The organism is Saccharibacillus endophyticus, from assembly GCF_013185185.1.
Classification (GTDB): Bacteria; Bacillota; Bacilli; order Paenibacillales; family Paenibacillaceae; genus Saccharibacillus; species Saccharibacillus endophyticus.
Window position 1 is genome coordinate 647,427 of record NZ_JAAZWE010000004.1, and the last position, 26,852, is coordinate 674,278.

The window sequence follows — 26,852 nt, forward strand, 5'->3', positions numbered from 1 at the left end:
CCTTTATAAGCAATCTCGAAAACCAGCTTCTTAAACCGCCTTAAACTCTACCGCGCCCAATTGCAGACCCGGCTTCGTGAATTCGACTTCGAGCTTGTACGTGCCCGTCTCCAGCTCGATCGTCGCCAGACGCTGCTTCAGCCAGCGGCCCTGCGTGCCGTTCATTTGCACGGTCGTCAGGATTTTGCCGTTCAGCAGCAGGTTGCAGGCGCTTTGCGCAAGTTCCGGCTCCATCGACATCGCGTTGACCGCTACGCGGTAAACGCCCGGCTGCTCGACTTTGAAGTAAACCGGCGCATCGACGGAAGGCTGAACTTCGCCTTCTCCCGACAAAGCTTGCGCGCTGTCGATCTGCGCGACGCCTTGCGGCGCGAACTTCTCGATCGACTCTTCGGCGCGTTCTCTGGAGAAGACCGGCGCGTTCATGATGAATTTGCAGATGTTTTTCGCGCAGCGCTGCAGCTCTGCGCGCGTCACTGTGCCGTTTTCCAACGATTCGATGGTGTTGTCGCCCCAAACGTTGGTCTCCGCGCCGTAGTTCATCACGACCATGTAGAGATCGTTTTGCGCGCGCACCATGAAGTTGGTGTTTTTGCGATCCGCTTCGCCGCCGCTTGCCGAATCGTTCATGATCGCCCACCAGTCGGTCATCACGATGCCGTCGAAGCCCCATTCGCCGCGCAGGATCGTCGTGTTGAGGTCATAGTTCGACGCCGCCCAATGGCCGTTGATCGGGTTGTACGAAGTCATGACCGAGTTGGCGCCGCCTTCGCGGACCGCGATCTCGAAGCCTTTCAGATAAATCTCGCGCAGGGCGCGTTCGGAGACGACCGCGTTTACTTTGGTGCGGTACTGCTCCTGGTTGTTGCAGGCAAAGTGCTTCATCGTGGCGTTGGAGCCGCCTGCCATGATGCCGCGGATGCAGGCTGCCGCGAATTCGCCGGAGATGATCGGATCTTCCGAGAAGTACTCGAAATTGCGTCCGTTCAGCGGGCTGCGGCGGATGTTCAGGCCAGGTCCGAGCAGCGTGTCCACGTTGTTGAGCACCAGCTCTTGGCCTTCCAACACGTACAGTTCTTCGATCAGCGCCGTATCCCATGTCGCCGCCAGCAGCGTGCCGATCGAGACCTGCGTCGCTTGACCGCCGCTGTCCATCCGGATGCCCGAAGGGCCGTCCGCCGTACAAGCGACCGGAATGCCGTAGCCGAGCAGAGCGTCGCTAACGCCGCCGAACGCGGATGCCGTACCCGACGTAACGAGCGGACTGCTCATGCCTTCGCCGCGGACCAGCGTGGCCAGTTCTTGGTTGCTGAGCTGCGCGACGAAGTCGTCCATCGTCGCCGTGCCGTTTTTGACGTCCTGCAGCTTGATACCTTTGTCCCCGGTCTCGCCGAGCGATTGCGGCAAACGATCCTGAATGCGCTGCGCCATATCGACTTTGCGGGTCGGCACGCCTTCGTTCACCAGCTCGTACGTGCCGTTCTCGTTGCGCGAACCCGGCTTGATGCGGGAGAACTCTTCCACCGGCGCCATCGCTTCTTCGAGCTGCTGCACGACGCGCAGTTCGTTCACGATATAACCGTCCGCTTCGTCGACCTGCACGGCTGCCAGCTGCTTGACGCTCGAGCCGACATGAAGCACGTACGTCCCTTCTTCCAGCACGTAAGCATGGGCATGGCCCGTCACGCCGGAATCGTCGTACGAAGCCAATTTATCGGTCGGGAAGCTCAGCACCAAGCGTTCCGATTCGCCCGGTTTGAGCGATTTCGTTTTGCCGAACGTGACCAGCTTGAATACCGGTTGTCCGAGGCGTCCTTGCGGCGCTTCGACGTACAGCTGCACCACTTCTTTGCCTTCGAACGTATCGCCGATGTTCGTGACGGTTACGCCGATTTCGACATGCTCGGCGCCGTCTTTTCGGATCGTTTTTGCCGCTTCCGGCGCTTGGCTGAAGGTCGTGTACGACAGGCCGAAACCGAATTCATATTGAACCTTCTCGGGACGAAACGTTTCGAAGTAACGGTATCCGACGTAGATATCTTCTTCATACGTGCTTTTGAACTCGTTGCCGTAATTGCTGGTGGACGGGTAATCGTCGATCGAATACGCGATGGTATCGGTCAGTTTACCGCTCGGGGTCACGTCGCCGGACAGCACGTCCGCAATCGCGTTGCCGCCTTCCATCCCGCCGTGCCATGCATAGATGACCGCCGCGATCGGGTGCTTGTGGGAAGACTCTTTGACCCAGCTCATGTCTACGATGTTCGAGACATTCAGGACGACGATCGTCTTCTCGAAATGATTCGTGACTTGCGTCAGCATGTCCAACTCTTCCGGCGTCAGACGGTAGCTGCCCGGCGCGTCCGCGTTATCCTGATCTTCACCGGCTGTACGGCCGATCACCACGATCGCTTTGGAAGATTGAGCGCGTGCGCCCGCAACCAGCTCGTCCGTCAAAGGCATTTCTTTCTGGTGCCACGGTTCCGCCGCCCAGCCGCCTCCGCCGTTGTCGAACGGATTTTCTTCGATCCATTTTGTATACACGCCGGCCAGTTCTTCGTTTACTTGAACCGACGGTTTGCTCCGCAGTCCGTCCAGCAGGTTGGTCGTATGCGAAACGTGCACGCTTCCGCCCGATCCCGTACCGCTGCGGTAATAGTTAAGCTGCACGCGCCCGAAGATCGCGACATTGTCGCTTTCTCGGATCGGCAGCGCCTCTTTTTCGTTTTGAAGCAGTACGGCGCCTTGAGCGGCTACCTTTCTGCTGAATTCCGCGAAGCCCTTCAGAGGTCCTCCGATATTTGTTTGGCTCAAAATATTCCCTCCCGAATTCTGTGTATGGGGTGTTTCCGGTACGCGCGTGCCCGCTTTCGTGCGACAACCCGTCATGCTTTTGGTCGCGCTTTCCGAAAACATTTTCGTAAACATCAAGACAACGCCGCGCATCTTTCTCCACTATAAAGAATTGCGGAAAAAGAAGCAAAGCTTTATCTGGAAAAAGAGGGAGGGGCGCATAAAAAATCGGCAGCGCGGAGGCTGCCGATTTGGAAATGAATTGGAAAACTGACGATACAGATTTACACTTACCCATTTGGCGCTTAATCCATATTGAATATCGTTTATTTATTAAGCGGGATTGCTTCGCCCAATTCCATTCCCTTGGTTCCATCATACGGGATAAGCGAGTAATTTTTTTCAGATAAATCAACGTCCATAAAACGACTATACCCCATTCCCTCGGCAGTCCAGGCGCCTTCAATTTCTTGCACGTCTTCGCCGCTATCCGATACCAGGTGAAAACCATACATCCAAAGCTTCGAGTCTTCGTCCGGTTGCAGAGTTCGATCATAATAAACCAAAGTCGATATAGGACCCGAAACGACTTTTTCAATCATGATACGCTCACCGTTAATCAGATCAACCGTGCGATTCACTTCGATGGTATGGGTTTGCGCCAGAAGTGCAGCACGCGAAGTCTCGACCTCGAATGTCCAGGGTTCGGACGGCACTCTAGGCATATTTTCCGAGTGCCACCACGACATCTGATTATATTCAATCTTAATGTGGAGCTGATCACTGTCCGGAATCTCACTGAGCGGGATACTCTGATAGGTCGTATAAACGCCGTTTTCCCCATCCGATCCAGATCCACTGCCGCCGCTGTTTTCCTGCAAATCGCTTCGTCCGTTTATCGTGATTTTCGCATTCATCCAAAGCACATTATCTTCTGCAATCTTGAGTTTACCGGAAGGTTCCAGCGTCGAAGTGATCAGCAGTCGGTCCGTATCCACGATGATTTCGTTCAGCGTCAGCTTACCGAACTCATTTTCCGTCGTCTCCCCAACCTGCGTCTTGTAAGCGGAATAATCGACGTCTTGCCCATAACCGGCAAACCCTTCGAGTAAATTCGCTACAAAAGGAAGCTTCGCCAAGGCTTGCTGCCCGGCAGGAAGAGTAGCTCCGATAATCAAAACCAAGGCTGCGGCCGCCGCCGCAATTCCTCGCATTTTCCGCTTTCGAGCGCCTATTGTACCGGTTTTCGCCGAATGCCCCAACTTTTTCCCGATACGCTTCGCCCATCGTTTCCGCTCCATCTCCGTTAACGGCTTTTCCTCGTACTCCGCCAAATCCAGCTTTACATCATTCAACTCATCGTAAATGCTCATTCCCCGTGCACCTCTTTTCCCGCAGTCCAAAGCCGCTTCAACTTCTTGCGTCCGCGCGAAAGCTTGTTGTGAATCCAGGATTCCCGCACGTCCATGTCTTGCGCGAGCTCTTTGGCCGGAACGCCTTCGATATAATAACGTTCAAACAACTTGCGCTCGTCCTCCGGTAATTTCGACAATACGTCTTCCGCATCTAAGACCGCCGACGCAAGCCTTTCATCCGTACGATTTAACCGATCGGGGTCAAGTTCCTCGCCTATGCGACGCTCCCGTTCCTTGATCCAGCGCCGTTGATAGTCGATCGCCCTGTATTTCGCGACGGCCGCGATCCACTGTTTGAACGAATTCCGCTCTACATCAAACGATTCAATATGATTCCATACCGCAAGCAGCACGTCGTCCAGACACTCCTCGCGATCCTGCAAACTGCCGGGCAGATGCCGATATACGATCGCTTTCAGCAGCCCGCCGTGCAGATCGATCAGCTCGCGCAGCGCCTGTTCTTCCCTGTTACGGATACGCCGTACGATTTCCTGTTCGCGTGCGTCTCTATGTTCCTGTTCCAATCGCCGGACGCCTCCTTCCTTGTGCCGATGTCGATACCGACATTGTATAGTACGAAGCGCGAGCTAGGATTCTATCGTTTCAGTATCGAAAAATGAAGAAATCATTCAAAGCCCGAAGATCGCCAAGTATTTTTCGAGCGGACATCCGAACTTTTCCGTTGTTTTTCGCATCGAAAATCCCGAGTCCGTAAGTCGCTTTGAACTGCACGCGAATAACGAAAAAAACGCCGATCCCGTCTACCGTCAGTGGTATTACGCCGAAAATGACGAAGCACTTGGCGAACCTTATGTGGAAGAAAACAAATAACATGTTCGATTACGCATCGAAAAAAGCCGTCAGTCGGGGACTGAACGGCTCTTTTTAATAAAACTTCTGCTATGACCTCTTCTGAAAAATCCTCCAGCATGGATATCTTATTTCTCCCGCTGCACCAAATAATCCAGCAAATGCTTCAAAAACCGCAAACTCTCCGGCAGTGCCCGTACCGCGTCCGACGCTTCGCAATAATGATTCCACATCTCCCGTTTGGCGCCGCCGAGCCCCAGTACCGTCACGAACGTCGAGCTTCCGTTGGCCTCGTCCTGCCCCGCCGGTTTGCCGAGATTGAGCGCTTCGCCTTCCGCGTCCAGCAGGTCGTCCCGAATTTGGAACGCGATCCCCGCATGGTAAGCAAACTTTTTCATCAGCTCAAGCTCGGCTTCCGGCGCGTTCGCGAGCATGGCCGGCATAATGAGACAGGCTTCGAACGCCACGCCTGTTTTATAGAAACAAATCTCGTTCAACCGCTCCAGGCTCAGCAATTGCCCGCGGGATTTAAGGTCCAGAGCTTGTCCCATACACAGTTCTTCCGCTTTGCGCGCCGAGTAGTGCATCAGCGCCAGCACCGTCTCGGCCTTAAAACCTTGCAAAGAAGACTGTTCGCGCACGCCTTGTTGGATCAGCAGCAGGCCCGACAGTTCGGCCGTCGCGCTGTCATAACGGGCGTGCAGCGTTTGACGTCCTCGCCGGGTATCCGCATTATCCTGCGACGGCAGATCGTCGAAGATCAACGAGGCGGTATGCAGGTACTCCAGCGATGTCAGCATCGGACGCACGGCCTTTTCGTCCAAACCGTAACCTTCCGTCGCCACAAGCCTCGCCAAGATCGGACGCAATCTTTTACCGGAGCCTGCCAGACTGTAGTTTGCCGCCTCGATCAGCGAATCTCCGACAGCCGGAACGGGCGAGTCGGTCGCGATCGGCAGCGCCTGTTCGATCTCCGCGCGAATATCGTCCAGCAACGTTCGAAAGCGTTCGCGGTCTTCCCGGTCTTTTTTCATCTCGGTCAGCATTCGGTCGCGCAGCAGCTTGTCGAAAAACTCGACGTCCTCGGCCTTTTTCACCATCTTCTGGACGATCGCGTTTAATTCCGGCATGCCCGAAGTCAGCATATCCATCAACTCTTCGTAGCGAGGAATGCCCAAGCGCTGACGCGCCCTTTTCAACCCGTTAATCGCCCGATCCAGCAGTACCTCGCGCGTGTTGGGGTCGCTGTCGTACACATCCCGGATCAGGTACGCGATAACGGCCCAATACATCTCGAACGGGTTCGGCAAATCCGGACGCTCGGCGCGGTATTTCCAATAATACGTATACGGAGTCACCGCTCCCGCTTCCAAATCGTCGAATAGATCCGCAAAGTCGTCGGCGAGCTGGTTATAGATCCCGTAGTAAAAGGTTCTCCGCTCAAAGCCGCCGTCCTTGTCCGCTTGTCCGACCGAGCGGGCGATCAGGCGGGAACCGGAGGACTTGAGAATGACGGGTACGTACAGTTGGGCGGCCGTATACTCGTTAGCCTCGAGCCGCTTGTTCCGATCCGCGTCCTGCGACTCGAAAAAGACGTAAGCCTGCTCGAAAAAGACGCTGCCTCCTCCGCCTGCCTGCCGTCCTTTGATATATTCGAACGCCTCGCCCAGCTCGCTGTGGATATAGCGGATCAGCGCGAAGTTCTCGGCATGCCCGCTCTCGAACGCGCCGCTCCACGCATCCCATTCCGGCACGGTTCCGGTCAGCAGCGCGCTTCGGATCAGGTCGGAGTAACTCGCCTTCTCGTCGTCGGTCAGCAGCGTAGAATCGAGCAGGTCATCGACGAACGGGTACGTGAGTCCGTACGAGTATCCGAGCCGTACCGCTTCGTCCATGCGGCGCGAACGTTCTTCTTTCGGCGTCTGCTCGTCCATCTCTTCCCGCGCATGCAGCACCACGCCCGCGATGATCTTCAGCAGCTTGCGCTGGGCTTGCTCCGCGTTCATGCCTTCCGGGATATTCTCGGAAACGCGCTTCATCTTGGCAATCATCCAGATGACCGTATCTTCGATGCTCTCCTGCTGCCCCCAGCGATACAAGCCGGCCGTGTCGAAACCGTCGGTCGGCATCCCTTCCTGCTGTTCGCCGTGGAGCAGGGAACGCTTGAGGCCGCCCGCCGTCCGACGAACGCGGCTTTGCGTATCCGTATCGTCCAGCGCGCGCCCCAGATCCCGCATGTACAGGTACGAAACGCTGCGCTCCAGGTAATCGTCCAGCTTGCCGGCGGCGTCCATCCACTGGATGTAACGGTCATAGTCGCGCGGCTCCGAGCCGCGCCGGCTGCCGAACAAACGCGCCGGCCACGGGCGGATATGGCTTCTTTTCCACACGCGGAAATCTTCCGCCAGCTCGGTCGCATATCTGCCGCTTCGCACGCGCTCCGTCAGTTCTTGCAAATAGTGCTCGGCGCGAAGTTCCGACCTTCGATACGCTTCGCGCGCCCGATCTTCGAGAGCCGCAGGCGGCCGTATCGATCCGCGATCTTCGATAGATGATGTCAAACTCATAGTCATTCCCCTTAGGTTTTAGTCGTGGTGCGAATCGTTAACGGGTTATACGAAGGGGAATAGAGATAGGTTACGGAACTTGTTTTGTTTATGCGACAAAACTTTTGTAAACTAAATTTAGTTATGATCACGAAAGAAGGTTGCTTATGGACGAAAACAGCTTGCTCATAGAATTTCAAAATCTGCTCAAGCTTTCCAGCGAGACTGAATGGGTAGAATTTAAAGAAGCTAAAACTAATTATGATTTTCATAAATTAGGGACTTATTTTTCCGCACTTGGTAATGAAGCCAATTTGCGCGGTAAAGCAAGTGCTTGGCTGGTATTCGGTGTGGAAGATAAAAAATTAGAGATTGTGGGAAGCAATTTTAGAAACAAACCAGGAGCATTGGATAGCTTGAAAAGAGAAGTAGCGGAATTTACGAACGGAATGACTTTTCAAGAAATTCACGAACTCTACATCGATAAAAAAAGAATCGTATTATTTCAAATTCCTCCGGCTCCAAAAGGAATACCGATATCTTGGAAGGGCCATTACTATGGAAGAAACCATGAATCCCTAACAGCTCTATCAACCGATAAATATGAAAAAATTCGTGCGCAAAGCACATTGAGCGATTGGTCCGCTGAAATCATCCCCGATGCTTCGTTAAATGATCTTGATCCGACTGCAATATCCAAAGCAAGAATCGAATTTTCAAACAAATATCCTCGCTTAAAAATAGAAATGGATACTTGGGATGGTTTTACTTTTTTGAATAAAGCAAAAATTACGATTAAAAGTCAAATAACTCGTGCAGCCATTCTACTTCTAGGCAAATCGGAATCGGAATATTTGTTGAGTCCGGCTGTTGGAAAGATTTCTTGGATTCTTAGAGACAAGGATGGCATTGAACAAGATTACGAACACTTTGGGCCTCCTTTAATTTTAAATACGGAAAACGCATTTTCTAAAGTTAGAAATTTGAAGTATAGATATATTGCAGATAATAGTTTATTTCCGATCGAAATCAATCAATATGACCCGTATGTAATAAGAGAAGCTCTGCACAACTGTATTGCTCACCAAGACTACCAACTCGCAGGAAGAATTAATTTGGTGGAAACGCCGGACCAGTTAATCTTCACTAATTTAGGATCATTTCTTCCCCAAAGCATTAAAGCGGCCATCCACCATGACGCTCCTCAAGAATTTTATCGCAATCGCTTTTTAGCCGAAGCTATGGTTAATTTAAATATGATTGATACGATAGGCTCCGGCATCAAAAAAATGTTCATTACGCAAAAGAACCGCTTTTTCCCTATGCCTGATTACAACTTAAATTCTCCCGACAAAGTAGAAGTTCGCATTGCCGGAAAAATTTTGGATGAAAATTATACACGTTTGTTGATCAATCACACAGATTTAGATTTAGACACGGTCATGCTACTTGATAAAGTTCAAAAACGCGAGAAGTTATCCAACGGTGAGGCCAAACAATTACGTGCAAAAAAGCTTGTCGAAGGCAGACAGCCTAACCTACACTTGTCAGCTCAAATTGCCGAGATTACAGGAGATAAAACAACGTATATCAAAAATAGAGCTTTCGATAAAGAATATTATAAAACCATCATTCTCTCTTTTATCCAACAGTATGGTTCCGCAAACCGCAAAGAAATTGATGACCTTCTTATGGACAAACTATCAGACATGCTTAATGAAGAGCAGCGAAGAAAAAAAATAAATAACATCCTTTACGAAATGTCTAAAAAAGATCAAAGCATTATCAATAAAGGTTCGGCCAAAAACTCAAAGTGGTGTTTAACTTAAACCATTTTAAAAGTTTTTTTAAGTAGAACATGAAGTAGGATTTAAGTAGAAGAAATCAGTAAGAAGACTCAAAAAACGCTCTATAATAGGGTTTTTCATTAACTTTTTTTCGAAAAATCGATTTTTTTTTAAGTAGAAGAATAAGTAGAACTTAAGTAGAACAATCACGACAATCAAAACTCCTCATACTCCGCCGGATCTTGTCCCCACAACCGCCGGTTATCTTTGCTGAACGCCGAGATCTTCTTCATCTGCTCGCCCGTCAGCTCGAAGTCGAAAATATCCAGATTCTCCTGCTGGTGCTTCAGCGAGCTTGCTTTCGGAATCGGAATCGCGCCCAGCTGGGTATGCCAGCGCAGAATGACTTGGGTCGGCGTTTTGCCGTACTCGTCCGCAATCGCCTTCACCGCCGCATCCTCTAACACGCCGTCGCTTTTGCCCCGTCCGAGCGGGCTCCACGATTCGGTGACCGTTCCGTGCTTGGCATTCGCCTCGCGCTGAACCGCCTGCTCGAAATACGGATGCAGCTCCACCTGGTTAAGGCTCGGCGCGACGCCCGTTTCGTTCACGAGCGTATCCAGATGCTCCGGCAAAAAGTTGCTGACGCCGATCGAACGCACGTAGCCGCGCTTTTTCGCTTCGATCATGGCCTGCCAGGCTTCGACGTATTTGCCCTGCTTCGGGTTCGGCCAATGGATGATGTACAAATCGAAATAGTCGAGCCCTGTCCGCAGCAGCGATTCTTCGATGGTGACCAGCGCTTTGTCGTAAGCATGACGGCGTCCCGGCAGCTTCGAGCAGATTCGCAGCTGATCGCGGGGAACGGAAGCTTCGCGCGCCGCCCTGCCGACCGCACCTTCGTTTTCGTAGTTAAAAGCCGAATCGATCAGCCGATAGCCTGCTTCGATGCCGCTTTTGATCGACTCCGCGCCGGCAAAGCCGTTCATGGAATACGTGCCGAGGCCGATCGCCGGAATCTCGAGTCCGTCATTCAATTGGATGTTCGGAATATTCGTTGTCATGGGAAAAAGCCCTCCTCTCGTATGATTCTACGATAGCATTTTCGATGAGCCGGAGCAAAATCCGCGGTTGACTTGGCAGGAAAATGGATTTAATATTGGTTCAACGAACGTTTAGTGAAATGAGGATAGGTTTATGGAATCCAAACAAACCGGCAAACGCATGACCAGCCGAGACCTTCAAGCCGCTCAGCGCAAGCAGCAGATCCTTCAAGCGGCCAAACGGCTTTTTGCGGAAAAAGGATATCATGCCGTGTCCATGCGGGAGCTGAACAAAGCGATCGGCATGGCGGACGCGTTGACGTACCACTATTTCCCCGGCGGAAAATTCGAAATTTTGACTACGGTGCTGCAAACGGCGCAGGAAGAACGGATCGGCGGCATCGTGCTTGTTTTCCGAGAGATTTTTGCGAAAACCGATCTTCCCTTGACCGATTCGCTTGCCGAACTGATTACCGGATTGGCGCAAAAACTCACGGAAGACCAAGCTTATTTTCAAATTCTGATCCGCGAGCGCTCGCTGTTGAACGACGAACAAAAAGAAGCGCTCGACGGCCTGACCACCCTTCCGTTCGAAGCGATGTCGGACTATCTGTCGCGGCGCGCGAAACAAGGCGAGATTCGGCACATGGACTTCTCGCTCGCTTCCTCGCAGTTTTTGGCGCATATCGTGTTCACGATCATTCAGAAGCTGCTGAGGAACGTCGAGCTGGAGAACTCCGAAGCGATCAAGCTATCCGAGTTCTATGCGGAGCTATGGGCGAAATAAGCCGACGGCAAGCAAAAGGTTGACGGGCACTTCGGTGCTCCTTTTTTTGAACATTTTACTCAACGAACGTTCAGTTAACGAGATAATCCATAAGGAGGAACCATCATGCAGGAGATCATTCGCACGGAATCCCTGACCAAACGATACGGGGACTATTCGGTTTTGCAGGATATATCGCTGAATGTGTATCGGGGAGAAATTTACGGCTTTTTGGGTCTGAACGGAGCCGGAAAAACAACCACGATCCGCATGCTGCTGGGCATGATCGCGCCGACTTCCGGCGAAGCGCATATCAACGGACAACGCGTGCTCGGAGCCAAACCTCAACTGTGGCAGCAGGTCGGTTACATGGTCGAGACGCCGTACGCGTACCCGAATTTCACGGTGCGGGAAAATCTGAGACTGATCGCCAAACTGCGCGGACTGCCGGAAAAACAATCGACCGAAGCGGTCATGGACCGATTGCAGCTTGCCCGTTACGCCGATACCAAAGCCAAAAACCTCTCGCTCGGCAACGCCCAGAAACTCGGTCTCGCCAAAGCGATGATCCATAACCCTTCCGTTCTTATTCTCGACGAACCGACCAATGCGCTGGATCCGGCAGGCATCGTGCAGATCCGGGAGCTGCTGCGGCATTTGGCCAAGGAAGAAGGCGTAACCGTGTTTATTTCCAGTCATATTTTAGAGGAAATGTCCAAACTTGCGTCCCGGATCGGCATTATCCACGGCGGTACGCTGCTTCAGGAGATCAGCTCGCAGCAATTCGAACAGCTCCGGCGCAAGCGCTTGACCGTCAAAGTTCGGGAAAAAGGAGAACTGGCAATCGAGCTGCTGCGGCAAGCCGGTTACGCGACGCAGCTCGCGGACGAAGGCCGCATCGAGGTTACGGACGAATCCGCGATCCGACAGCCGGAGCGTATAGCCAAGCTGCTGGTCGGCGCGGATCTTCCGTTGGCGGAGTTGACCGTGAACGAAGAAGGTCTGGAATCGTACTTTTTGCAGCGGGTGAGCCAATAATGTCTATTAAAAGGAGGGCTTCGCAATGAAATCGCTATGGAATGCCGCGTACGTCGAAAATCGAAAATTAAGCCGTTCGCCGGTGCTGTGGGGGATGTTGGTTTTTCTGTTGTTCGTCACCGGTATCCGTTCCGGCGGAGCGGATTGGAACGAGCATTTGGGCAATATGACGTTTTTGTTCGCTTCCGTATTCGGCCTGATGGGGTTCGGCACGATGACCGCTTGGGTGTTCGGACGGGAGTACGCGGATCGCACGGTAAAAGACCTACTGGCGCTGCCGGTCTCCCGCACCGCAATCGTGATCGCCAAAGGCCTCGTGATCATCGGTTGGTGCTTGGTCGCGACGCTTACGATCTTCGGCTTCTCGCTGCTGCTCGGCCTGCTGCTCGGCGTGCCCGGCTTGTCTTGGAGCATTGTCGCCGATCAGCTCGGCGGGCTGCTGCTTATTGCCGCATTCCATCTGCTGCTCTGTTCGCCGGTCGCGCTGCTGGCCAGCATCTCGCGCGGGTATCTGGTTCCGATCGCGTACGCTTTTACCACGCTGATGGTCGCTTTGACCGCCGGACCGACCGCGTTTGGCGCTTATCTGCCCTGGTCGATCCCGGCGCTGCATCTGTCGATGAGCGATACCGCCGCTTCGGCTTTTCCGCTCGGAACAGCCAGTTACGCGATTCTGATTCTGCTGTTCGGGATCGGGGCCGCAGGAACCGTGTCTTGGTGGAAAAGAGCCGATCAGCGCTAAGCGGAGGTTCGTGCTTTTAGAAGTTGATCAACCGTAACGGTGCACGAAACGGTCGCAAAAAACGAGCCGCCGGAATTTCTTCCGCGGCTCGTTTTTTCTTGTTTTTTACAGGGATATGAATGCAGCATCTATTCGATTCTCTGCTGACCCGTCCTATTCTTCATCCAACGTCGGCACCGCGGTGAAAAACACGTCGTACAGATCCCAGTCGAACTGTCTCCGTACATACGTCTCGATCTCCCGCAATTGCTCCTCGCTCGTATATTCCAAGCAGGGTCTACCTTCGCTCCACAGTGTGCGGCAGACGAAATTTTTCGTCACCTGCTCGATCACGACGTCCTGCGGAACGTTTTTGCGGCTTGCGCTCAAACTCATGCGAACGAACTCCTTTTTACTTCACGTCATCCAGGCAAACGGCGCCGTGCGCGCGAACCTGGATTTCCAATGACTCCGTACCCAACGTGCTCTGGATCAGGTCTTGGTAGGCTTTCACGGCATCTTGAGGCAGAATCGCCAGAATCACGCCCGCAAAGCCTCCTCCGTGAACGCGGCAAGCGCCTTTTCCGAGCTGCTTGATGTAACGTTCCGTAATCGCCAACGCGATCGCCACTTCCTGCTGACGGGTCACGGACGGACGGTAGACGTTTTGCAGCCATTTCCACGACGAGTTGCCGGATTCCGTGATCAGCGGGAGGAACGCCTGAAGGTCATTGTTGCGCAAAGCTTCCAATTGGCCGTCTACGCGATCGTTTTCCTCGAAGAAATGCAGCGCGCGCAATACGGCACGGTCGCCCGCTTTTTCGCGGATTTCCGGCAGGCGGGCGTACAGTTCGTCCGGCGACGTGCCGCGGCAGTATTTACTCCCGAGCAGCTCGGCCACCGCGAACATTTCCTCCGGCACGGCCGCGTAATCTTCCGTCAGATCCGCATGATTGCCGCCGGTGTTGACGATGACGAGCGCATACCCGTCCTGATCGAAGCGATAGGTGACCGGCTCGATCTGCGGCTCTTCCGGATTTTCGAAGTCGATGGAGATCAGGCCGCCGTGCGCGCACGCGATCTGATCCAGCAAGCCCGACGGCTTGTTCCAGAACTTGTTTTCCGCGTATTTGCCGATCTTGCCCATCTCGACCGCGCTGAGTTTTCCTTCATTATAAAAGGTGTTGAGGATCGTGCAGACCAGCATCTCGAACGACGCCGACGAACTGAGACCCGACGCGCTGTAAACATTGCTGGATACGTACGCATTGAAACCGCCGATCCGGTAGCCTTTTTCGACAAAGCCCGAAGCGATGCCGCGGATCAGACCCGCCGTTCCGTCGTCTTCGGCGCTGATGTGCAACTGGTCGAGGTTGATCGAATACTGCTTCTCGTAGCCTTCCGAACGCAGCGTGATGACATTCTCTTCGACTTTGGCCGCAGCGGCGATGGTGTCGAGGTCGATGCTGCCGGTCAGCACTTTGCCGTGGTTATGATCCGTATGGTTGCCGCCGATCTCCGTCCGTCCCGGTGCGCTGAACAGTTTGACCGGCTCGGCTCCGTAGGTTTGGGCGTAGGTATCCAGCACGTTTTGGTAACGCGCCGTTTGTTCAGAAAGTTGAGCTTCGCCGTACAGCAGGGTCAGAGCGGAGCGGATTTCAGGCGTTTCGAGCAGAGCTGGGTTGAATTCATTCGTCATTGCGAAATTCCTCCTGGATAAAGGGGTATGTCGAGCCTATACAGCTACCTTATCAATATGCCACATTTTTGTATACGCATACAGGGCAGAGAAGCAATATCCGGGAAGGTTTGAAAACTTTTTCGTAGAGTTGTCGATTATTTCAGCTTGGCGTTGAGTTCGTCGGCTTGTTTTCGGCTGTCGATTCGAGCGTAGACGTAAAAGCCTAGCGTGTGCAGAACGAGCGAGAGGATCACCATTGCCCACAGCCAAGGGAGTAGCAGGTCATACAATTCTTTTGAAAAAAGAAGTACGCCCAGCATCGCTCCCCCGATCGACAGCACCGACGAGATCGCGATGTTCCACAGCGGCTTGAGCGTCAGATGGTTCCAGAGCGCATCGTACATCACCCCGAACAGCGCGGCGCAGATGGCGGCGATGCCGACGACGTTCCAGAAATAGCCGATACCGACCGTTTCTCCCCGATAGAAAAACGTGAGCAGCAGCACGATCCAAAGCAGCGACATCGTGAAGACTTGGAAAAACGATTTGCGAAGTTGAACGATCATGTGAGATTCCTCCTGAATTGTTGGATGTAAAAGCGGCTGACGGTGTGACGGGAGCCGTCGGTAAGCACAACTTCGATACGGGCATGGGCGGCGGACGAAAATGCATGGATATGCGCGGCGCCGATGATGGTGCCGTTGTTGATGCGCAGAAAGCGCGGCGGAGCGAAGTTTTCTTCGGCCGCTTTGAGACGCTTGTTCAGCAGGTAGCGTTCTCCGGTGATGAGCGTGACGCCGCACATGCGGTCTTCGGAGACGATCGAAGCGATCTGCGTTGGTGGAACCTGGATGATGCGGTCGTTGGCGGCGTTGATGAGTCCGACTTTTTCTTCCGCTTGTTGGAGGGCTTGACGGATCGGCGTCCATTGTTTGCGCTCTTCGGGATGGGTGACGACTTTGGCCGTGCCGGGTGTGAGCGCGTCGTCGGCTTCGAATATAAGTTTCATGCCGGGGCTCCTTTCTGGTTTATGGGTTAATGGTAACGCGGGAAAAGGGAGATGGGGAGTTTTTTGCGGTTTGTTGCAGGAAAGGGGAAGTCTGTTGCAGGGGAGAGTGAGAAAATCCTATTCGTTTGTGAAGCATGGCGCTGCGGGGGACATTCGTTTCGGTCGCGTGTTGCATTTGGGAAGCTGGATTGGATTTTATGAAGGAAGCTTCCCGAATGCAAAGGCGAACGCTAACGCTCCTACACTGAATGTCCCCCTCCGCTATTAGCTTCGGTAAACAAAGGATATTCCCAAAAAATTATATGGATTAAGAACGGTTACTTTTCGTGAAGGCATAATTCGAAGATTAGAACAAAGGATTGTATTCAGAAATCAGAAAGAACGCTCTCTGCGCTGCCAAGTCATGACGTATTCAAGTTCACCTGTCGGTTCGTCGATTTGTTCGGATTGGATCGAGAAGCCTCGTTTTCGGTAAAAGGCTACCGCGTTTTCGTTGCGGGCGAATACGTTCAGGGTGACAGCGTCGCGGGTGCTTTTGGCATAGTTGAGCAGAAGTTTGCCGTAACCGCTGCCCTGTCGGGAAGGGTCGATAAATAGGGCGGCGAGGTAGTTGTCGACCATGGCGATGAAGCCGATGACGGAGTCGTTATGTACGCAGATATGAACTTCGGAAGACGGCAAGTATTGCGATTCCATCGCTTGTTTGTTGGCGGTCCAGTAGGCTGAGTCGATGAAGGAATGGGCCGATAGCGATGCTTCAAGCCAGAGTTGGGCCAAATGCGGGAAATGGTCGGCGGTCGCCGGGACAATACACTTGTAGGTATTACTCATTGATACTATAACCTCCTTCATGGTTTGAATTTGTATCAAATAACTTTATTAAAAACAAGAACATTTGTTCTTTATTTTTATTCAATTTACTGCTATCTTGGTATTACATTTCTATAAAGGAGAAGATAAAGTGTGCCTAAATACGACTTCAGTACCCTTTTAGAACCTCTGGAGTTTGAGAGGCTTGTTTGTGACGTCATACAGATCCGAGAAGGAGTTTTCATACAAACTTTTAAACCAGGACCGGATGGTGGGATCGACGGTTTATATCGTTCTAAAGATCAAAAAATAATTATTCAAGCCAAAAGATTTAACAACTTTAATTCCCTTATGAAAGAATTGAGAGCCTCTGAAATAGAGAAAATAAGAAAACAAAATCCGAGTCGCTACATTTTAGGAGCATCTTTAGATTTTAGTCCTCCGCAAAAAGAAAAAATTTTAGAGTTATTTGATGGATTGATTCATAACGATGCAGATATCTTAAGCCAAACGGACATCAATCGTTTGTTAGAAGATCCAAAATATCATTTTGTTGAAGCCGCCCACCCTAAGCTTTGGTTGCCAAGTCTTCCTATTCTTAAAAAATTTCTATCCGAATCCACTAATCAGTCTTTATACAATGAGTCTGCTCAAGAGCTTCAAGAAGCTTTACGGGTAGCCCAACGATTTGTTCCTACTCGTCTTTATCAGAAAGCGTTGCGAAACTGGTCTCAAAATAATGTCGTCATTATCACAGGAGAACCTGGAGTCGGTAAAACTACAATGGCTTATTTATTAGCTATATCTCATTTACAGCCGAATGATCTGGATGGATTCGTATGGGCAAATTCAATCAAAGACATTTACCATATGCTCGATCTAGAAGATTACAAGAAACAGGTTTTTATCTTAGATGATTTCTGGGGAAGCATATTCCATAATGATAACACTCGTAGAAATGATGAAATTCAGCTTAACAAGCTTATTCAACGTATAATTCATTCGAACGGAAAAAAGCGCCTTATATTAACTACACGAGAATATATTCTACAACAAGGTTTACAAAAACAACCTAATTTGAAGGAGACTTTAGATCGGCATGCTGTGATTTGTACGATAGAACAGTATAGCGAAGCTGAAAAAGCTCAAATTCTATTCCAACACTTATATCATTCAAACCTGCCTTACGAGTATGTAGCGCGATTATTTCGAGACTATGATCAAATCATTCGGCATGATAACTATAGCCCTCGCGTGCTAGCACTCTACTTAGAAAAGCAACCGGATCATACGATCGCTATAGAAGATTACTGCTTAGAATTATACGAATATTTCGATCAGCCAGGAGCTCTGTGGGAAAGCATTTTTTTAGAACTTTCTCAAGAAGCTCAAATTATAGCATTACTTATTTTGATTTCTTCAACACCCATGCGCTTGAAAGATTTACAAGCATGTTATGAAAAATATATTGAGGTTCATGCGAACCCTATTCGTACAAAGAATTTATTACTCATTGTTTCTGAGTTAGAAAAGACAATGATTAAATCTTTTTACAATGATGAGTACGACGAAATTTGGTTAAATTTCATTTCGCCCTCTGTCCAAGACTTTCTATACTCTCACATCAATAACAATAAAGAGCAAGTTATCCCGACTCTAGTACAGTATTGTTGTTTCTTTAACCAGCTTCAATTTTTATTCGAACATTTTAACTCACCTTTAAATACCCGAGTTGCTCTGCTTTTAGAAAATGAATGGATCATGCATTATGAAGATTATGATTACTCTTTTGTTGACTCTTATGAGGGGAATTGGCGATGGGGTGTGGACTACCTAGATGATATGCCTAGAGGGGAGGAGCAACTTCACAAATTTCATCACATGTTGAAACGTTGTGATCCTAAAGTTCATACTCGGCTTTTCGAATTTTTGGAAATCAAAATTAAAGAGTATTGCATGACTATGGGACATGGAAATATGGAAGCCCAGTATTTTGATCTTCAAAACTTACCATATATCATTGTCCAATGTACCGAAAAAGGAATGAGTTTTGATGGAAAAGAAACTATCGAAAAATTCTACCAAGAAGCATTCAGTGTAAATCATTATCGATCAATGGATAACTTTATAAAAGTATTTAAAGAAGAATATGAAACTCATCATACTACTCACTTTCCTTCGCTAAAAAAACGTATTAAAACTATTTTGCTTAGGGAATTAGAATGGCTAGATGACTTAGATATGGACCTTGAACTGGACTTCTTGATAGATACTGCCCCTGATACACTCAAAGAATTCGGTTTTAGATACACTCATAAATTCGGTGAAAAAATTGCTAACATTACAGGAAGAATGCCTTCAGTAGATACGAACTATCCTAGAATGCAATCTGACGAAGATACCTATATCGATCCAGAAGAGCGACTTTTAGAAACAATAGCAGCAGAAACAAAGCTATGGATTTTAGGGCCTACCGAAGAATATTGGGATGAAAAGCAGACGTTAAACATGATAAAATCTAGTACTATTAAAACTCCGCTAAAGGTAGAGTTAAAGAAAGTTTTTCAGAATGACTATACCCATTATATCCATAGATATTTACGAACTAAGGAATCTATTAATTTATTCCTGAGTACAGCACATGCGTTAGAACTAGAATCACTTCCGGAAAAAGAGATGATTCTATGTGTATCTATGCTTCACAGCTTATTTGAAAAACATTCAGATCAAGAGTTTTTCAAGATCATTGGCTTCTGTGCAGAAACGCTTATACTTTTTCTTCATACGAACGAACCCGTGTTACGCAGAGCTGATTTTTTTGATAGTGTTCCTTACACACGTTACTTAAAAGAAGATCCTATTGTTAGAGAAATCGTATTTAATAATCTGCTTTTGCAAGACTCACAATGGGTTCGCTTTATGCATTTCCCCATTTTCGCATTCTGTTATGTAGCGGCTTTAAACATGCATATTTTTTTAAAAGAAGATTCTTATGATCCTAATATTGAGCTATGGAAAAGCATATTTGATGTTAAAGCAAACCTCTTGCAAAAAACATCCAAAAATAGAGAACAAATTTCTAAAACGATGTACTACCCCGAGTTTGAAAACTACCGTTTACTAAATTCTGATTGGCAACAAACATTATATAGAATGCATGAAGAACTTATTCCGCATCATTTTAATCAGTTTCACATTCAACCAAGAATTCAAAATTATCTAAAGCAAATCGGTTATGACAGTGAAGAAACACAAGTAAAAAACTATCTTGCCCTGTGCAAGTATGAGTTTTACTATACGGATGCCGGAATTCCTGATTCTATAACTTCCATGCCTACTGATGAAACTTATATGTTTGAGTATTTGAATATCATATCCGAACACGATACACCTTACCCGGAGGAATTGGACCAGGGATTATTCAAAGAACTGCAGAAGAATGATAATATTTGTGTCTCTTATGGAACGGGATGGAGAGTTTTGGTTTATGAAATTGAAGATTTAAAGTTGTTGAAACGAATTGGTGCTTATAAATCCACGCTGAAAATCATCAGAGGCTTGAAAGACACGAATATAAGATTTATGAATGGAGATTACTCGTGTCTGTTATAAATTTTTCAGACAATTATAGAGAAAAACGAGTATGTTTTGAGCATACTCGTTTTTGGCATTAGCGGGATATTAATTAGAATGTAAAATTTCTGAAGCATCTCAAGACTTCAAATCCTCGATCGAATTTACGTCTTCCATATAAGTCGGCACGGCCAATCCGGATTTGACGTCGACCATGTTCGCGCCAAGGTCGTCGAGCTTGTCTTTATACTTTTCCCAATAATCTTCATGCGTGATCGGCAGCCAGGCGGCTACGATGGCGTCCACGCTGCCGTCGGCGACGCCGATCCACATCGGGCCGATCTCGACCTGCATCATTTTGGCGTTGTAGCCCAGCTTTTCGTTCAGTACGTGGGCGACGACGTTGGTGCTGGCGATCTCGGAATCCCAGGCCACGAACGCGAGCGTGAAATCGTCGCCTTGTACCGGTTCCAAACCTTCGGTCCATGCTTTTACTTCGGCTTCGTGTCCATCTACCCATTCGGCTGCGGCCTGCTCCGGCGTTTTTCCGTCCTGGATCGCGATCATGACTTCGCCCATATCGTCCGCGGTCCAGTTGAAGCGGTCCAGAAACTCATAAGCCGTCGGGTGATCCGCTTCCAGCCCCAGACGCGCGATCGTATGAATCTCCTCCGGCTCGCCGTAGGTCTTTTTCGGATCTTCCAGATATTTGAGATCGTACGTGTTGAACATCCAGTGGGGCGTCCAAGCGGTAATGACGATCGGTTCTTCTTTTTTGTAGGCTTTGTCGAGCGCGGCGGTCATGGCGGCGGACGAACTTTCCGACAGCGTCCAGTCCGACAGCTCGTAATCTTCCATCGCTTGCGCGGTCAAACGCATCAAGCCTGCTCCCGGTTCGGTACCGGTAATCGTATAGTTCAATCGATCTCCCGCCGTTTGGCTCTCCGCGCTCGTGGTCGGGTTCGAGGACGAACATGCGCCCAACGCTAATACGGCAGCCAGACTGCCCAGAGTCATCCATTTTTTTGTTTTGTTCATCATTTGCAATCCCCTTCGTAACAATCGTTTTTGCGCCGGCTGGTGCTTGTCGATTCCGCGGAATGTTGGACGACATTTGACGAATGATTTTCTTGCATCCATCAAGTTAACAACGGTATTTAGGTTAACAAACCTTCGCGAAGATCACAAACTGACATGGCGATTTTGACCGTTTTCTGAAAATAGATGAGAAAAAAGGAACTTTCTTATACTTATATATGCTCGCATATACTCTTTTTTTCTTAAGAATGATTAAAAAGAGAAAAAAATCGATTTTTTTTGATTTCATTTTGATTTCAGCATGTTTTTAGAACTGATTTTTCGAAAAAAAGTAGTTTTTTCATTGCGCGTTTCTTCCCTTTTTCTGAAAGTTTCCCATGCAAAAACCCTGATTTCCGAATGGAAATCAGGGCGCAATCCCAATAAAACAACTAACGGTCAGACGAATGTTACGCTTCAAAATACGCGTTTATCCGATCTCCGCTTCAATGCTATTTGATCGGCTGCCGCTTCGCTTATCCTGCATACCCACGATATCGTGTCCGGTAGGATTTTGGAAAACGCGCAAGCCGAACATAGGCGCTACGGCGAAAATATGATCGAAAATATCCGCCTGCACGGTCTCGTATACCGCCCAAGCCGTATCGCCGCTAAACGCGTAAATCTCCAGCGGAAGTCCGTTGTCTCCCGGCGCCAGCTGTCGTACCATTAGCGTCATATTCTGGTTGATCCCCGGATGATGGCGCAGATACTGCGTGACGTACTCGCGAAACACGCCGACGTTCGTCAGCTGCCGCCCGTTCACCGGACTCTCTCTCCGGTTGATCCCGTGCTCCCGGTTATACTCTTCGATTTCGTTCGTTCTGCTTGCCAGATAATCGGACAAATAATGGATCTTTCTGAACTCGGCGATCATGTCTTCCGTACAAAATCCGATGCTGCTCGTATCGATCTGAATGCTTCTTTTGATCCGTCTGCCGCCGGACATTTGCATGCTGCGCCAGTTGCGGAACGAATCCGAAATGAGGGCGTAGCTCGGAATCATCGTAATCGTTTTGTCGAAATTCATGACTTTGACCGTGTTCAGCGTAATATCGATCACGTCGCCGTCCGCATTGTAGTTCGGCATCTCGATCCAGTCGCCTACCCGCACCATGTCGTTGGACGAGAGCTGCACGCCGGCGACCAGCCCCAAAATGGAGTCTTTGAACACCAGCATCAGAACCGCCGACAGCGCGCCGAGGCCGCTCAGGATAATCAGAGGATTTTGTCCGATCAAGCCGGCTACGCACAAAATTCCGCCGATGATGAACAGCACGATCTTCATAACCTGAATATAACCCTTGATCGGGCGGATCTTGGAGACCTCGAACGAACGGTAGATTTCGTCGAACGCGTTAAGCAGCGCATTGACCGCCATGATCGTCACCACGATCATGTAGACCGCGGCCAACCGTTCGATCAAGATCTGATACGTCGGGAACGACCAGGCGGAAAAGTAAATAATGATCGCCGGAACGAGATGCGACAGCTTGTGCAGCACGTTTTTCTCCAGCACGATCGCGCCCCACTTATGACGGTCTTTGCGGACGATTTTGGCGATCACGTTCAGCACGATTTTTTTGGTGATCAGGTTGGCAATGACGGAGACCGCGGCGATGAACAGCACCATGATGATATTGGACAGGTAAGTAACCATCGTGTCGCTCATGCCGTAGCCTTGAAGGTGATTTCTGATAAAGTCCATGATGTCCTCCTAAAGCAATTTGCGTTAGCCTATCATTATACGGAAGAATCGGCGGGGAGGCAAAATCGCACGAAGTTTTATGGAGGATGGGAATAGAAAAAGACACCCTTGAGGGTGTCTTAGGCTGTCGAGAAAGGGGCTTCGACGCGGGAAGCGAGAAGACTCCGAGAGAAATCCGTTCAATTCGCTGTCTCACTTGGAAAACCGGATTGAAATTTACGATGTAGTTTTCCAAGTTCAAAGGCGTCTTTCACTGAATTTCTCTCTCCGTCTTCTCACTTCCAGCTACGTTAGACTTTCTCGACATGTTGAGACACCCATGAAGGTGTCTTTTGGCTTTAGGGAAAGTGATTAGCCTCTGCTTCCGACGTGTCTTTCTTCGAAAGCCTGCCGCTCGCAGATCGGACCTTACTTCGCCCAGTATTGCTTCGCGATTTTTTGGCCTTGATCGATCTTTGCCCATTGTTCGGCTTGGCTCAGTTCGTTGCCGCCGTCGCAGGATGCGAAGCCGCATTGGTGGGACAGGAGCAGGCGGTCTTTGTCGATGATGGTGGATGCTTCGTCCAGCAAACGCAGTACGCGCTCTTCGTCGTCGAGGGTGCTCGTTTTGGAAGACAGCAGGCCGAGTACGATCTCGGTGTTCGGCTTGTCTTTGAACACTTCCAGCGCTTCCAGGGAACCTGCGCGCTCGTCGTCCCACTCCAGGAAGAAGCGGTCGTATTTCAGCTGCTTCAGGAACAGGTTCGCGATCTTCACGTACGAGCCGCCGCCCATGTTGCGCGAATCGTAGTTACCGCGGCAGTTGTGCGTCCACATTTTCAGACCCAGTTCATGCCCGAAGTCGATTACCGTATTGTTGATGTCGATGAACTCGGCTGCAAGCTTCTGTACCTGCTCCTGGTTGATGTTCTCGCCCGTGTACGGGGAGTTCGGATTGTCGTCGGCGAACAGCTCCCATAGGCAATCGTCGAACTGAAGAATTTCTCCGCCCGCGTCCGCGAAGTCTTGAACAAACTCTTTGTACGCTTTGACGAGTCCGGCTTTCAGCTCCTGCGCGTCTTTGTAGACCGAGTCCGTGCCGCCGATATTGTCCGACCACGACAGTTCGCCGAAGATGTGGGACGGAGACGGTACGCAGAGCTTGGTCTCGCGATCGCCCGCGCTGTCTTTGAGCTGCTTGAACGATTTGATGAAGTGGTGGCTTTTACCGCTCAGTTCGCCCGTGATGCGCAGCCCGATGTCTTTGCGCGTCTCGTATTTGGAAGTGCCGTCAACGTCGCGGAAGAAGTAGCCGTGATCCGCGATGTAACGCTCGATCCCGTCGAAGCCCCATACGAAGTCGAGGTGCCACATGGACTTGGAATACTCGCCGTCCGTGATGATCGAGAGGTCGTGCTTGATTTGGTCCTGCACGACGGAGTCAATCGCTTGCGCTTCGCACTGCTCGTAGCCTTCGAATTCTTGGTAGAACGGATACTGGATATCGTCGCGGTGTTCGATTTGCGTCTTATATTTGAGAAGATCGGAAGGGCGCAGCAAGCTGCCTACGATTTGGAATTTATCGGTCATGGGGGTATGCCTCCTTGGGTAGTTGCGTATTTGTAAGCGTAATGTGATCGGATAGAATCGAAACGATTGAATGCACTTCATTGTAGCATCGTTGGAGGTAGAAGCGTTTAGACGAAGAAGGTATGGCTGGTTATAGGGGGAGGGTATAAGTCAAAAAAAGACCGTCGAACATTAAAATGCTCTCGGCCTGTTTGTTTTCTGATATATGGAAAAGCGAAGGTAACGGAATTTTAGTCGAAAGATTAAAGACTTGACCGAGCTATGCGCGATATCGCGGCAAATCGGATATTCCTCCGGCGTCCCTTTCAAACCGATTTTTGCAGACGTGTTTTAGCTATTTGATTTCCGCTTTTTCGGTCAGATGCTTTGCAATCTATTTCTCCAGATATTCTTCTTCAATATCCAGACTATCGGGATGTAAACCCAAATCTGTCGCGACGTCTCGGACGGAACGATAAAATTTGTTTCGATCGACCCGGTTCGTTAGTTCTATTTCATGCTCGTCTTCATCGTACACATATACAGCGGATACTTGAAAACTTCCTGCATTGATGGAATTTTGGGCTTTATCGTAGTCGGTCTGAATCACCATTCGCATAATCGCGTTCACGGCAAGAACTCCTTTCGCTAGGATCTGTATTGGGGATTTGTTTATGCGGTAGTTAGACGAGCTCGTACAGGGAATGGTTACATTGAGATTTATGAAATTTGATTGAGAGGATTTACGATCTTTTCTCTGTTTGCATCTCTTTGGAACACGATTATTGCCAAAGATCTCTCTTATAGAAATTAAGAACGCAAAAACGACCACCAATCGGTAGCCGCTTCTGGTGATACATATGGAGGCGAATGGAGTCGAACCCCTGTCCGAAGATAACGCAACATCGGCTTCTACGGGTGTAGTCACGGTTTTGATGTCACCCAAGTATCGCCCCGTAAGCGGCTATACGTTGGGTCAGCCTGATTGTCTTCTTCCGTTTACCGCCAAGCGGAGACTAAACGGCGTATCCCACTGTCAACGATGGCCTGTATATGGTTCTCCGCTTTCAATATACGTTTTGACAAATTCAAAAGCATCTCTCAAGCACCTGACATCCCAATTATCACAACGATTCTTTCTATTTTCCGGATCATAATGATGATGGTGCGGTTCTGAATTCACACGATATTCTTCTGGCGTATCCGGGTCATCGTGAGGCTCATTTCCCCAAGATATGATATGGTGCAGTTGTATACCTTGCTTGGGCACGATAATCATCCATCGGTACTCGTACTTCGAAACATATCCGTTATCATCATACTTCTCGTAAGCTCTTAATCCCGTTATTCCGTGAATAGGATGAACTTTTAGCGGAAAAATAACCAGTAGTGATTTTCGATTACGTTTATAACTTCCATAGATTGATTCTCTGTCTTTAAAGCCTGTATGGTTTTCTAAAAGAGATCCAAAATCCTCTAAAATTTCATTAAGATCTGCGGGCAGAAGAAGCGTATCGTTGTCTGTATACTTCAAATACCTTTCTCCCCTCCCGCAATTTTAATGATCTCGTCCATTTCTTCAGTAAGGTCTTTCCAACGATATAAATCAATCGGGTCTTCTAATTCGCTTTCATGAATACCAAATGCTTCTGCATACGTTTTTTTACCGTACTTCAACTGAAATTCGGTAATCTCTTGGTTGATGTCTGCCAAACGTTCTCCAGGTGTTTGCTCCAGCATTTTTTTCTTTTGGTAATTCATTTGCATGCGGATAGAGTAAACAGGGTCCCGCATCAATTCAACGGCATGTTTTGGAATTTTATTTTGAGATCCATTATCCATGCATTCCAAACCTTGCTTGATATATTTGTTTAAAGTGACTTTGGAAATACCTAATATCGCAGACGCATCTTTGGGCTTAAGCAAATAATCCTCATGATAGATAAACTCGATGGACGTTCCACCAAGATCATAATACCAAGTTTCGAAATCGACCTTAGTTTTTCCAAAGTCCAAATCATTTGCCGGGAAATGCAGGGCAGGCAAACGTTCCAACCACTTCAAGAGATTTTTCTTATGTTTAGAAGAGAACAAATATTCATCCGTGTACTTGAATTCTTCATTACTTATTTTGATTCCAACGAGTTTATCAGAGAAAAGAGTCGATAATAAAGCGAGTATTTTAGTGAAAATATAATCCGTTTCTTTCTCAATATATAATTCGTTTTTTTGTTCAAAAGCTAATTCAATCTGATGATGCGAATACTCATATATGCCTTTGCTCACATGGATCATCTCCTTATTTTTATTGTATCGTGTATTTTCGTTTTTTCAATATCAAAAGTTAATGTTTATTGAAAAACATTAACTTTTGATATTTATTCTTGCTCTTTTCTGAAACTCTTTTATATATACAGAAAAGACCGCCCTCTCAGGCGGTCTCACTGATCGTACATATGGAGGCGAGGGGAGTCGAACCCCTGTCCGAAGATAACGCAGCATAGGCTTCTACGGGTGTAGTCACGGT

The 26,852-nt window shown here is 49.2% G+C and carries 21 protein-coding genes and 1 other RNA gene; 5 read left to right on the forward strand and 17 right to left on the reverse strand.

Annotated elements, in window-relative coordinates; all coding sequences use genetic code 11:
- Positions 1-30: 30 nt before the first annotated feature.
- The 4 genes from HRQ63_RS17435 to HRQ63_RS17450 all read right to left on the reverse strand — a co-directional run bounded on the left by HRQ63_RS17435 (position 31) and on the right by HRQ63_RS17450 (position 7,585).
- Positions 31-2,814 carry a glycoside hydrolase family 3 protein gene (locus HRQ63_RS17435; RefSeq protein ID WP_172246051.1) on the reverse strand — a complete coding sequence of 928 codons (2,784 nt, stop codon included), beginning with the start codon at positions 2,812-2,814 and terminating at the stop codon, positions 31-33.
- Between the two features lie 305 nt (positions 2,815-3,119).
- The gene (locus HRQ63_RS17440) at positions 3,120-4,007 is read right to left on the reverse strand and encodes a DUF4179 domain-containing protein (RefSeq protein WP_172246053.1); all 888 of its coding nucleotides are present in this window, start codon (positions 4,005-4,007) and stop codon (positions 3,120-3,122) included.
- A gap of 155 nt (positions 4,008-4,162) precedes the next feature.
- A complete protein-coding gene (locus HRQ63_RS17445) occupies positions 4,163-4,732 on the reverse strand; it encodes a sigma-70 family RNA polymerase sigma factor (protein WP_172246055.1) in 570 nt (189 codons plus the stop codon).
- 414 nt (positions 4,733-5,146) lie between these two features.
- Positions 5,147-7,585, reverse strand: coding sequence for a polyprenyl synthetase family protein (locus HRQ63_RS17450; protein WP_172246057.1), 2,439 nt, complete (start codon positions 7,583-7,585; stop codon positions 5,147-5,149).
- Positions 7,586-7,731: 146 nt separating this feature from the next.
- Here HRQ63_RS17450 and HRQ63_RS17455 point away from each other — a divergent pair, with 146 nt between their 5' ends.
- Positions 7,732-9,393: an RNA-binding domain-containing protein gene (locus tag HRQ63_RS17455; RefSeq protein ID WP_172246059.1), complete on the forward strand. Its 1,662-nt coding sequence runs from the start codon at positions 7,732-7,734 to the stop codon at positions 9,391-9,393.
- Positions 9,394-9,566: 173 nt separating this feature from the next.
- On the opposite strand, the gene HRQ63_RS17460 is transcribed toward HRQ63_RS17455, so the two are convergent.
- Positions 9,567-10,415, reverse strand: a complete 849-nt coding sequence (locus HRQ63_RS17460) for an aldo/keto reductase (protein WP_172246061.1) — start codon at positions 10,413-10,415, stop codon at positions 9,567-9,569.
- A 133-nt stretch (positions 10,416-10,548) separates the two neighbouring features.
- On the opposite strand from HRQ63_RS17460, the gene HRQ63_RS17465 reads away from it, so the two are divergent.
- The 3 genes from HRQ63_RS17465 (at position 10,549) to HRQ63_RS17475 (ending at position 12,940) form a co-directional block, all read left to right on the forward strand.
- The gene (locus tag HRQ63_RS17465; RefSeq protein WP_172246063.1) at positions 10,549-11,181 is read left to right on the forward strand and encodes a TetR/AcrR family transcriptional regulator; all 633 of its coding nucleotides are present in this window, start codon (positions 10,549-10,551) and stop codon (positions 11,179-11,181) included.
- Positions 11,182-11,286: 105 nt separating this feature from the next.
- A complete protein-coding gene (locus tag HRQ63_RS17470) occupies positions 11,287-12,198 on the forward strand; it encodes an ABC transporter ATP-binding protein (protein ID WP_172246065.1) in 912 nt (303 codons plus the stop codon).
- A gap of 25 nt (positions 12,199-12,223) precedes the next feature.
- A complete protein-coding gene (locus HRQ63_RS17475) occupies positions 12,224-12,940 on the forward strand; it encodes an ABC transporter permease (protein ID WP_172246067.1) in 717 nt (238 codons plus the stop codon).
- Positions 12,941-13,093: 153 nt separating this feature from the next.
- Here the strand turns inward: HRQ63_RS17475 and HRQ63_RS17480 are convergent, their stop codons facing one another.
- The 5 genes from HRQ63_RS17480 to HRQ63_RS17500 form a co-directional block, all read right to left on the reverse strand.
- On the reverse strand, positions 13,094-13,315 hold the full coding sequence (locus tag HRQ63_RS17480) for a hypothetical protein (protein ID WP_037285693.1): 222 nt from the start codon (positions 13,313-13,315) through the stop codon (positions 13,094-13,096).
- Between the two features lie 16 nt (positions 13,316-13,331).
- On the reverse strand, positions 13,332-14,618 hold the full coding sequence (locus HRQ63_RS17485) for a galactokinase (protein WP_172246069.1): 1,287 nt from the start codon (positions 14,616-14,618) through the stop codon (positions 13,332-13,334).
- 137 nt (positions 14,619-14,755) lie between these two features.
- Positions 14,756-15,166, reverse strand: a complete 411-nt coding sequence (locus HRQ63_RS17490) for a hypothetical protein (RefSeq protein WP_172246071.1) — start codon at positions 15,164-15,166, stop codon at positions 14,756-14,758.
- Positions 15,163-15,609 carry a LytTR family DNA-binding domain-containing protein gene (locus HRQ63_RS17495; RefSeq protein ID WP_172246073.1) on the reverse strand — a complete coding sequence of 149 codons (447 nt, stop codon included), beginning with the start codon at positions 15,607-15,609 and terminating at the stop codon, positions 15,163-15,165. The genes HRQ63_RS17490 and HRQ63_RS17495 overlap by 4 nt, the downstream gene beginning before the upstream one ends.
- Positions 15,610-15,981: 372 nt before the next feature.
- Positions 15,982-16,440 carry a GNAT family N-acetyltransferase gene (locus HRQ63_RS17500; RefSeq protein ID WP_172246075.1) on the reverse strand — a complete coding sequence of 153 codons (459 nt, stop codon included), beginning with the start codon at positions 16,438-16,440 and terminating at the stop codon, positions 15,982-15,984.
- A 132-nt stretch (positions 16,441-16,572) separates the two neighbouring features.
- On the opposite strand from HRQ63_RS17500, the gene HRQ63_RS17505 reads away from it, so the two are divergent.
- Positions 16,573-20,031, forward strand: coding sequence for an nSTAND3 domain-containing NTPase (locus HRQ63_RS17505; RefSeq protein ID WP_172246077.1), 3,459 nt, complete (start codon positions 16,573-16,575; stop codon positions 20,029-20,031).
- A 99-nt stretch (positions 20,032-20,130) separates the two neighbouring features.
- Here HRQ63_RS17505 and HRQ63_RS17510 read toward each other — a convergent pair whose 3' ends face one another.
- The 7 genes from HRQ63_RS17510 to ssrA form a co-directional block, all read right to left on the reverse strand.
- Positions 20,131-21,030, reverse strand: a complete 900-nt coding sequence (locus HRQ63_RS17510; RefSeq protein ID WP_172246175.1) for a glycine betaine ABC transporter substrate-binding protein — start codon at positions 21,028-21,030, stop codon at positions 20,131-20,133.
- Between the two features lie 469 nt (positions 21,031-21,499).
- A complete protein-coding gene (locus tag HRQ63_RS17515; RefSeq protein ID WP_172246079.1) occupies positions 21,500-22,777 on the reverse strand; it encodes a mechanosensitive ion channel family protein in 1,278 nt (425 codons plus the stop codon).
- Between the two features lie 408 nt (positions 22,778-23,185).
- Positions 23,186-24,346: a cobalamin-independent methionine synthase II family protein gene (locus HRQ63_RS17520; protein ID WP_172246081.1), complete on the reverse strand. Its 1,161-nt coding sequence runs from the start codon at positions 24,344-24,346 to the stop codon at positions 23,186-23,188.
- A gap of 373 nt (positions 24,347-24,719) precedes the next feature.
- Positions 24,720-24,956 (reverse strand): hypothetical protein, encoded by a 237-nt coding sequence (locus HRQ63_RS17525; protein WP_172246083.1) that lies wholly within the window; start codon positions 24,954-24,956, stop codon positions 24,720-24,722.
- A gap of 405 nt (positions 24,957-25,361) precedes the next feature.
- Positions 25,362-25,859, reverse strand: coding sequence for a toxin-antitoxin system TumE family protein (locus tag HRQ63_RS17530; RefSeq protein ID WP_172246085.1), 498 nt, complete (start codon positions 25,857-25,859; stop codon positions 25,362-25,364).
- Positions 25,856-26,620, reverse strand: coding sequence for a helix-turn-helix domain-containing protein (locus tag HRQ63_RS17535; protein WP_172246087.1), 765 nt, complete (start codon positions 26,618-26,620; stop codon positions 25,856-25,858). The genes HRQ63_RS17530 and HRQ63_RS17535 overlap by 4 nt, the downstream gene beginning before the upstream one ends.
- Before the next feature lie 159 nt (positions 26,621-26,779).
- Positions 26,780-26,852: a transfer-messenger RNA gene (gene ssrA / locus HRQ63_RS17540) on the reverse strand; the annotation flags it as partial.

Excerpts from the sequence above, each read along its gene's own strand:
- HRQ63_RS17450 (WP_172246057.1), bottom strand. The coding sequence starts at position 7,585 with ATGAGTTTGACATCATCTATCGAAGATCGCGGATCGATACGGCCGCCT.
- HRQ63_RS17455 (WP_172246059.1), top strand. The coding sequence starts at position 7,732 with ATGGACGAAAACAGCTTGCTCATAGAATTTCAAAATCTGCTCAAGCTT.
- HRQ63_RS17500 (WP_172246075.1), bottom strand. The coding sequence starts at position 16,440 with ATGAGTAATACCTACAAGTGTATTGTCCCGGCGACCGCCGACCATTTC.
- HRQ63_RS17510 (WP_172246175.1), bottom strand. The coding sequence starts at position 21,030 with ATGAACAAAACAAAAAAATGGATGACTCTGGGCAGTCTGGCTGCCGTA.
- HRQ63_RS17515 (WP_172246079.1), bottom strand. The coding sequence starts at position 22,777 with ATGGACTTTATCAGAAATCACCTTCAAGGCTACGGCATGAGCGACACG.
- HRQ63_RS17470 (WP_172246065.1), top strand. The coding sequence starts at position 11,287 with ATGCAGGAGATCATTCGCACGGAATCCCTGACCAAACGATACGGGGAC.
- HRQ63_RS17520 (WP_172246081.1), bottom strand. The coding sequence starts at position 24,346 with ATGACCGATAAATTCCAAATCGTAGGCAGCTTGCTGCGCCCTTCCGAT.
- HRQ63_RS17480 (WP_037285693.1), bottom strand. The coding sequence starts at position 13,315 with ATGAGTTTGAGCGCAAGCCGCAAAAACGTTCCGCAGGACGTCGTGATC.
- HRQ63_RS17440 (WP_172246053.1), bottom strand. The coding sequence starts at position 4,007 with ATGCGAGGAATTGCGGCGGCGGCCGCAGCCTTGGTTTTGATTATCGGA.
- HRQ63_RS17490 (WP_172246071.1), bottom strand. The coding sequence starts at position 15,166 with ATGATCGTTCAACTTCGCAAATCGTTTTTCCAAGTCTTCACGATGTCG.
- HRQ63_RS17535 (WP_172246087.1), bottom strand. The coding sequence starts at position 26,620 with ATGATCCATGTGAGCAAAGGCATATATGAGTATTCGCATCATCAGATT.
- HRQ63_RS17465 (WP_172246063.1), top strand. The coding sequence starts at position 10,549 with ATGGAATCCAAACAAACCGGCAAACGCATGACCAGCCGAGACCTTCAA.
- HRQ63_RS17475 (WP_172246067.1), top strand. The coding sequence starts at position 12,224 with ATGAAATCGCTATGGAATGCCGCGTACGTCGAAAATCGAAAATTAAGC.
- HRQ63_RS17485 (WP_172246069.1), bottom strand. The coding sequence starts at position 14,618 with ATGACGAATGAATTCAACCCAGCTCTGCTCGAAACGCCTGAAATCCGC.
- HRQ63_RS17460 (WP_172246061.1), bottom strand. The coding sequence starts at position 10,415 with ATGACAACGAATATTCCGAACATCCAATTGAATGACGGACTCGAGATT.
- HRQ63_RS17495 (WP_172246073.1), bottom strand. The coding sequence starts at position 15,609 with ATGAAACTTATATTCGAAGCCGACGACGCGCTCACACCCGGCACGGCC.